This window comes from [Actinomadura] parvosata subsp. kistnae, from assembly GCF_900323885.1.
Taxonomy (GTDB): Bacteria; Actinomycetota; Actinomycetes; order Streptosporangiales; family Streptosporangiaceae; genus Nonomuraea; species Nonomuraea composti.
In genome coordinates, this window is sequence record NZ_OOHJ01000019.1 from 22941 (window position 1) to 30149 (window position 7209).

The 7209-nt window shown below is 72.5% G+C and carries 5 protein-coding genes; 1 reads left to right on the forward strand and 4 read right to left on the reverse strand.

Annotated features, from left to right (window positions below; all coding sequences use genetic code 11):
• Window positions 1–6: 6 nt before the first annotated feature.
• The 3 genes from KIS93_RS41555 to KIS93_RS41565 all read right to left on the reverse strand — a co-directional run bounded on the left by KIS93_RS41555 (window position 7) and on the right by KIS93_RS41565 (window position 6266).
• Window positions 7–3126: a tetratricopeptide repeat protein gene (locus KIS93_RS41555; RefSeq protein WP_080039143.1), complete on the reverse strand. Its 3120-nt coding sequence runs from the start codon at window positions 3124–3126 to the stop codon at window positions 7–9.
• Window positions 3127–3349: 223 nt separating this feature from the next.
• Entirely contained in the window at window positions 3350–5746 is a 2397-nt protein-coding gene (locus KIS93_RS41560) for a tetratricopeptide repeat protein (RefSeq protein ID WP_080039142.1), read from the reverse strand.
• 61 nt (window positions 5747–5807) lie between these two features.
• Complete coding sequence (locus tag KIS93_RS41565) at window positions 5808–6266, reverse strand: hypothetical protein (RefSeq protein WP_080039141.1); 459 nt, start codon at window positions 6264–6266, stop codon at window positions 5808–5810.
• A gap of 235 nt (window positions 6267–6501) precedes the next feature.
• Between KIS93_RS41565 and KIS93_RS41570 the strand changes: the two genes are divergently transcribed.
• Window positions 6502–6777, forward strand: a complete 276-nt coding sequence (locus tag KIS93_RS41570; protein WP_155127441.1) for a hypothetical protein — start codon at window positions 6502–6504, stop codon at window positions 6775–6777.
• A gap of 252 nt (window positions 6778–7029) precedes the next feature.
• Here the strand turns inward: KIS93_RS41570 and KIS93_RS63765 are convergent.
• Window positions 7030–7209, reverse strand: a 180-nt coding sequence (locus KIS93_RS63765; protein ID WP_222107826.1) for a hypothetical protein, incomplete at its 5' end; no start/stop codon positions are given.

Consider the following 7209-nt stretch of genomic DNA (forward strand, 5'->3'; position numbering starts at 1 on the left):
CAACGGTTACTCGAGCGCCGACAGGTTGGCCCGTACGAGCTTCATTAGCGGGTGGTCCGAGCTCAGTACTCGCTCGCAGTCGGCCAGCGTGGCCTCATACAGCGGGACGGCCCGGCCCAGATCCCCCGCCGCCCGGTAGGCGCCAGCGAGGTTGTTGCGGGAGGTCAGGGTGGAGGGGTGGTCACCGCCCAGCACCCGCTCGAAGTCGGCGAGCGTGGCCTCATACAGCGGGACGGCCCGGCCCAGATCCCCCGCCGTCTGGTAGGCGTAGGCCAGGTTGTTGCGTGAGTCCAGGGTGTCGGGGTGGTCGCCGCCCAGCACCCGCTCGCAGTCGGCCAGCGTCTGCTCGTACAGCGGGACGGCCCGGCCCAGATCCCCCGCCGCCCGGTAGGCGCCGGCCAGGTTGTTGCGGGAGGACAGGGTGGAGGGGTGGTCGCCACCCAGCACCCGCTCACAGTCGGCCAGCGTGGCCTCATACAGCGGGATGGCCCGGCCCAGATCCCCCGCCGTCTGGTAGGCGTAGGCGAGGTTGTTGCGGGAGGTCAGGGTGGAGGGGTGGTCGGCGCCCAGCACCCGCTCGGAGTCGGCCAGCGTCTGCTCGTACAGCGGGATGGCCCGGCCCAGGTCCCCCGCCGTCTCGTAGGCGGCGGCGAGGTTGTTGCGGGAGGTCAGGGTGGAGGGGTGGTCGGCGCCCAGCACCCGCTCGGAGTCGGCCAGCGTCTGCTCGTACAGCGGGATGGCCCGGCCCAGGTCCCCCACCGCCTGGTAGGCGGCGGCGAGGTTGTTGCGGGAGGTCAGGGTGGAGGGGTGGTCGCCGCCCAGCACCCGCTCGCGGTCGGCCAGCGTCTGCTCGTACAGCGGGATGGCCCGGCCCAGGTCCCCCACCGTCTCGTAGGCGGCGGCGAGGTTGTTGCGGGAGGTCAGGGTGGAGGGGTGGTCGCCGCCCAGCACCCGCTCCCGGTCGGCGAGCGTGGCCTCGTACAGCGGGATGGCCCGGCCCAGGTCCCCCACCGTCTCGTAGGCGGCGGCGAGGTTGTTGCGGGAGGTCAGGGTGGAGGGGTGGTCGCCGCCCAGCACCCGCTCGCAGTCGGCCAGCGTCGCCTCGAACAGCGGGACGGCCCGGCCCAGATCCCCCGCCGCCCGGTAGGCGCCGGCCAGGTTGTTGCGGGAGGACAGGGTGGAGGGGTGGTCGCCACCCAGCACCCGCTCCCGGTCGGCGAGCGTGGCCTCATACAGCGGGATGGCCCGGCCCAGATCCCCCGCCGCCCGGTAGGCGCCGGCCAGGTTGTTGCGGGATTGCAGGGTGGAGGGGTGGTCACCGCCCAGCACCCGCTCCCGGTCGGCGAGCGTCTGCTCGTACAGCGGGATGGCCCGGCCCAGGTCCCCCGCCGTCTGGTAGGCGCCGGCGAGGTTGTTGCGGGAGGTCAGGGTGGAGGGGTGGTCACCGCCCAGCACCCGCTCGTAGGCGGTACGGGCGCGGGTGTAGATGCCGATCGCGCTGCTGGTGGCGCCCTGGCTTTCCAGGAAGAAGCCTGTCTCGTTGAGCAAGCGGGCGGTGGTGGCGGTATCGGTGGTGGGGGAGGTGTGGTCGATCAGGGTGGTGATGTGGGGCAGCAGCGTCCGCCAGAGCGGCCAGCCCGCAGGGTTCGACGGCGGGTCAGGGGTGGCGTCGTTGAGCAGGTGGGTGGCCCGGTCACGGGCGGTGTCGATGGCGGCGGGCTGCCGGTGCGGGTCTGCGAGGTCGGCGGTGCGGGCGACCGCCTGGACCAGCCGATGCACGGTGATCGTCTCACCGTCAAGGGTGATCATGTTGTAGGCGGCCAGCTCGCCCAGGGCGTGCTGCACCTCGTACGGCTCGGCGTCCAGGCCGTCCAGCAGGGCGCGAGGGATGGGTTCGGCGCCGTACCAGGCCAGGACGCGCAGCAGGTTACCGGCCCACGGGGTGCCGGTCAGCCGATCCAGGGTCAGCCGCCACAGGCGGGCCACGGTGCGCTCGGCGCTGGCGCCGAGCGCGCTCTGGTCGTACATCACGGCCGGCTGCTTGTTCAGCAGGTCCAGGTAGGCGCGCGGGGTGAGCCGGGTCTGGTGCAGGTACGCGCCTGCCTGTTCGATCGCCAGCGGCAGGCACCCGAGCTCGTGGACCAGCTCGACCGCTCCCTCCAATTCATCGGGCGGTTCCGCCTCGGCAGCGGGTGGCTGGTGGCCGGTGATCCGGGCGAGCAACTCGACCGCCTCCTGGCGGCTCAGCACCTCCAGCCGGATCACGTGCGCGTCCAGGCGGTGCCAGCCCTGCGCCAGCCTGCTGGTCACCAGCACCCGCCCGGTCAGCGTCCGGCCCAGCAGCGGCGCCACGTCGTCCGGGTCGGTGACGTCGTCGAGCACCAGCAGCCACCCCTGGTGGGCGGCCAGCCAGCCGACGGCGCGCCCGGCCAGCGCCTCCACCGGTAACGCCTCAGTCAGCTCCGGCTGCAGCGCGATCGTCAGCGCGGCCAGCCCGGCCTGCATCGTCTCGGGGCTGTCGGCGGTGATCCACCACACCGGGTTCACCGCGCCGGACCGGGCCTGGCCGGCGGCGTAGCGGGCGGCCAGCGTCGACTTGCCTACCCCGCCCAGCCCGTGCACCGCGGCCACCACCACCGGCCCACTCGCGCCTAGCGCCGCTTCCACCGCGGCCAGCTCGTCGCCGCGACCGACGAACACCTGCTGATGCCCGGGCACGTTCACCGTCGCCGGCGGCGCGCTCACCTCGCTCACCGGCCGCAGTGCGGCCGCGGGCAGCACCGTCTGGGTGACGTGGCCGTGCTCGGAGGCGTGCGCGTGCACCTGCACGTTGGTCGCGCTTTCGCCGGTCGAGATGATGCCCGCATTGCCGCCCTGGACGGCGACCGACGCCTGCTCCGCCGGCCTGCCGGACCATTCCTGCCGATCTTGTCCGGCAACCGAGGAGCGGTTGGTGGTGAGCCCGTAGCCGGCCACGCCCAGGCCGGCCAGGACGACGAACAAGCCGATCACACTGGCCAGCGTGTCGGCGTTCTCCAGCCCGACCCGCCCCAAATAGAGGGCCAGCCCTCCGGCGGCCGCCACCGCGACCGCACTCCCCGCCCATACCGACACGCGCCCGCGCATACCGGCCATCATGAAACCCCGACGAAGATCACGCTACGTATCTGCCACATAACGACCCATCCGAGACCGGCTCAGCCTCCACCGACAGCTCAGGCGGAGATATCGCAGATAAAGGTGGAGTCACCAACCTCGCAGCAAGATGCCTTCCAGCGACGCACCCTGCTGTCCCCGCAGATAAGAGCTCACTATCTGCGGCAACAGGAAGAGAGCTCAGCTCCCTCCCTCAGCGCTGCTCGCCCTCCCCGAGCGCGTCCAGATTCCGCTGAGTGGTCAGGGTGTGGGGGTGGCGCTCGCCGAGCACCTCCATCCGCAGCGCCAGGAGCGCGCGGTATTCCTGCTCGGCCTGCGCATACCCGCCCTGCTCGGCCAGCACCCGGGCGATCTCATGGCGGGTGGTCAGGGTGTCGGGGTGCCGCTCGCCGAGCACCTCCATCCGCAGCGCCAGGAGCGCGCGGTACTCCTGCTCGGCCTGCGCATACCCGCCCTGCTCGGCCAGCACCCGGGCGATCTCATGGCGGGTGGCCAGGGTGTGGGGGTGGCGCTCGCCGAGCACCTCCCGCGTGACCGCCAGGACCGCGCGGTACTCCTGCTCGGCCTGCGCATACCCGCCCTGCTCGGCCAGCACCTGGGCGATCCCGTAGCGGGTGGCCAGGGTGTGGGGGTGGCGCTCGCCGAGCACCTCCCGCGTGACCGCCAGGACCGCGCGGTACTCCTGCTCGGCCCGCGCATACCCGCCCTGCGCGGCCAGCATCCGGGCGATCTCATGGCGGGTGGTCAGGGTGTCGGGGTGGCGCTCGCCGAGCACCTCCCGCGTGACCGCCAGGACCGCGCGGTACTCCTGCTCGGCCTGCGCATACCCGCCCTGCTCGGCCAGCACCCGGGCGATCTCATGGCGGGTGGCCAGGGTGTGGGGGTGGCGCTCGCCGAGCACCTCCACCTCCACCTCCACCGCCAAGATCGCGCGGTACTCCTGCTCGGCCTGCGCATACCCGCCCTGCTCGGCCAGCACCCGGGCGATCCCGTAGCGGGTGGCCAGGGTATCGGGGTGGCGCTCGCCGAGCACCTCCACCTCCACCGCCAAGACCGCGCGGTACTCCTGCTCGGCCCGCGCATACCCGCCCTGCTCGGCCAGCACCTGGGCGATCCCATAGCGGGTGGCCAGGGTGTGGGGGTGACGCTCGCCGACCACCTCGATCCGCAGCGCCAGGACCGCGCGGTACTCCTGCTCGGCCTGCGCATGCTGGCCTTGCGCGGCCAGCACGCGCGCGGCGAAGTGCGCCGCGGTGGCGGCACAGGACCTGGCTGCACTACCGGCCGAGGGCTGGGACTCGATCGTGGCGCGGAGGAACAGCGCATGGGGCAAGAACGCCTGCCACACCGGCCAGGTCGCAGGATCTTCGGGAAGACGCGTCTCCTCGGATAAAGCCGCCGCCTCCGCCAGCGACGCGGCCAGCTCCAGCATCGCGCCGTCGACACCGTGGCCCGGTTCCAGCCGGCCGATGCTGGCATCACGCACCAGCGGATGCACCACCACCGTAGGAACCGCACCGGCGGGAGGCAGCTCGATCAGGGCGTAATCGGCCAGCGCCCGCAGCGTCTCCCAGATCTCCATCCCGGTGATGCCGGCAAACAAGGGCGAGCCGGCCAGCACCGCAGGGCGCAGCAGCAGTTCGTGAGGTACCGGGGCGTCGGCGAAGCAGGCCAGCAGCGTCAACAACGATCGGGCGTGAGGGGCGCCGGTGCGCGCGAGCTGATCCAGCGACAGCCGCCAGGTCTGCGCCACGATCGCCAGCGCCTGCTGCTGCGACAGAGTTTCTCCGGCCGCTCCGGGGCGGTCGCGAAGGAGCTGCAGGTACCGGTCGAAGGTGGCCGGAGCGGCGGGGTCGGCGAAGGCGGCCGGAACCGCGGAGGTGTGCGCCAGATAGGCGCCGACCAGACGCAATGCCAGCGGCAGCCCTTGGAGCCGGATCGCCAGCGCGGCCGCTTCCTGCCCGGTGCCGGCCTTCGCGCCGGCGTGATCGAGCAGGATCTGCCCGGCGTCGAGGTCCGACAGCGGCTGCACCGGCTGCAGCCGGCACCACCCGCCCCACCGGGAAGCGCGGCCCTCCCGGCTGGTCACCAGCACCCGCCCCGCCCCGCCCCGGCCGCGCAGCGGACGCACCCAGCCGGTACCCCGGCGCAGCTCACCCGGCCCGTCCAGCAGGCTCAGATCGTCGGCGTTGTCGACGATCAGCAACCAGCGGCCCGGCTGCCGCTCCAGCCTCTCCCACAGCAGGTCGGCCGCATCGCCCCGGCCGAGTTCCCCGGCGCTGATGCCCAACCGGCGAGCCAGCGCATGCATGCCGGCCACCAGCTGCGTCTGGTCCGCGGCCGAGATCCACCACACCGGCTCCTTACGCTGGGTGGCGGCGTGCGCCAGCTCCATGGCGATCCGGGTCTTGCCGCAGCCGCCCAGCCCGTGCAGCACCAGCACCCCGGCCAAGCACTCCAGCGAGGCCATCAGCTCCGCGCGGCCCCGTAGCGGCCGGGCCGGGTCGCCCAGCGGCGGGCTGATGGACACCTCCTGATCCGGCCGTTCGACCTCGCCGAAGGTGACGTGCTGGATACCGCCGTACTGCACCGCCTGACGAGCGTGATCACGCCCTGTGACCGTCTGCCATCCGGGCGGGGGCCGGTCCGGGTCAGCCATCGCGCTGCTCGCCGCGCCGGTTTCCCTCCCCGCCGCCGAAGGTGACGTGCTGCACGCCGTGCCCCTGCACCGCCTGCTGAGCGTGATCGAAGCCGAGCACCTGCTGACGCACCGCACCCGCAGACGACGGCCCGGGCCCGCCCAGCGCCGCCACCAGCGCCCGCAACTGCGCCTCGGCCGCGGGATCGTCCTCCAGCAGATCACTCAACCGCAGCCGCCAGGCCGCCGCCTGCTCGGCCCGCGCCCGCTCCAAGGCGGCATCACTCTTACCGGACAGTTCCTGCCGCGAACGCTCCAGCCGCTCCTCGACCGCCTGCTGCTGCTCCGGCTTACCGCGCCCCAGCAGCCGGGCGAAACCCTGCCTGGCCGAGGTCCAGGCATCGCCGGCCATGGCCTCCACCAGCGCTGTGCCACCCGCCGCCGCCAGCGCCGCTAACGCCTCGCTCAACATTCCCGGCCCCCTCTCGACCCCGGACCTCGCGGACCCTGTGCCGGGCTATCGCCACGAACACGGTCCGCATTACTCCGATAACCGACCGATCATGACCGGAGGTTCCCGGGCATGCCGCCCCTTCCTGCGGCGTGACACGCCCCCTCCCAAAGATCGCAGGAAAACTGATCACCCTGGCCGTCCCGAAAACGACCGTTTTCGGGACGCCCGGAAGGCGGCGTCGTACCGTCACGGTGTGACCACTTCACCTTCTCGGCGTGAGCCGAGCGGCGTTCATGACGTTCTGGCTCTGTTGAACGACGCCGAGTGCTACGCACGCGCCACGCTGGACGAACGCCTGGCCTACCTCGAAAGGCGAGCGCAGGTACTGCACTGGCTGGTCGATGTTCTCGGCGAGGAATGCTCCCGCTACCTTGCGCAAGACGCTGAAGACCGCGCCCTCGACGCGCGGCAGCGAGCCGAGGCCCTGGCCATACATTGCGGTGATCCCTGGCCCGCACTGCCCGATTGACGTCGCGCTCGCGCCGGATTCCGTACCGAATCACAGAGCCCCCGGCCCCGAACTGGCCGCCGAGCCCCGAATGGCAGAGCTGGCTCACCGCCCCGGGCTGACTTCGCCATCCCGCCGACGTACGCGCGGCCCGGGACGGCGTGACGAACGGCCCCTGCCACGCGGCGGGGGCCGTTACTTGTGCGGCCGCCTCTTCTCGCAAGCCGCCAAAACTGGGCGACGGCCCGCCGCAGCCTGGGGAAGCCCAGGCCGTTATGGGTGCGGGTCTCCGGCGCCGGGGTTGTCCCCATAGCGGGCGTTCGGGTTCGGCCGGCTCGTGGCGCCAGGGATGACACACACCGCCGCTGCGGCGTGCGCAGGGCAGGCGAGCTCGTCATAGCCTTCACCGGGCAGCCATACCAGGGCCTCATACAGGTGCTCGGCATCGCAGGG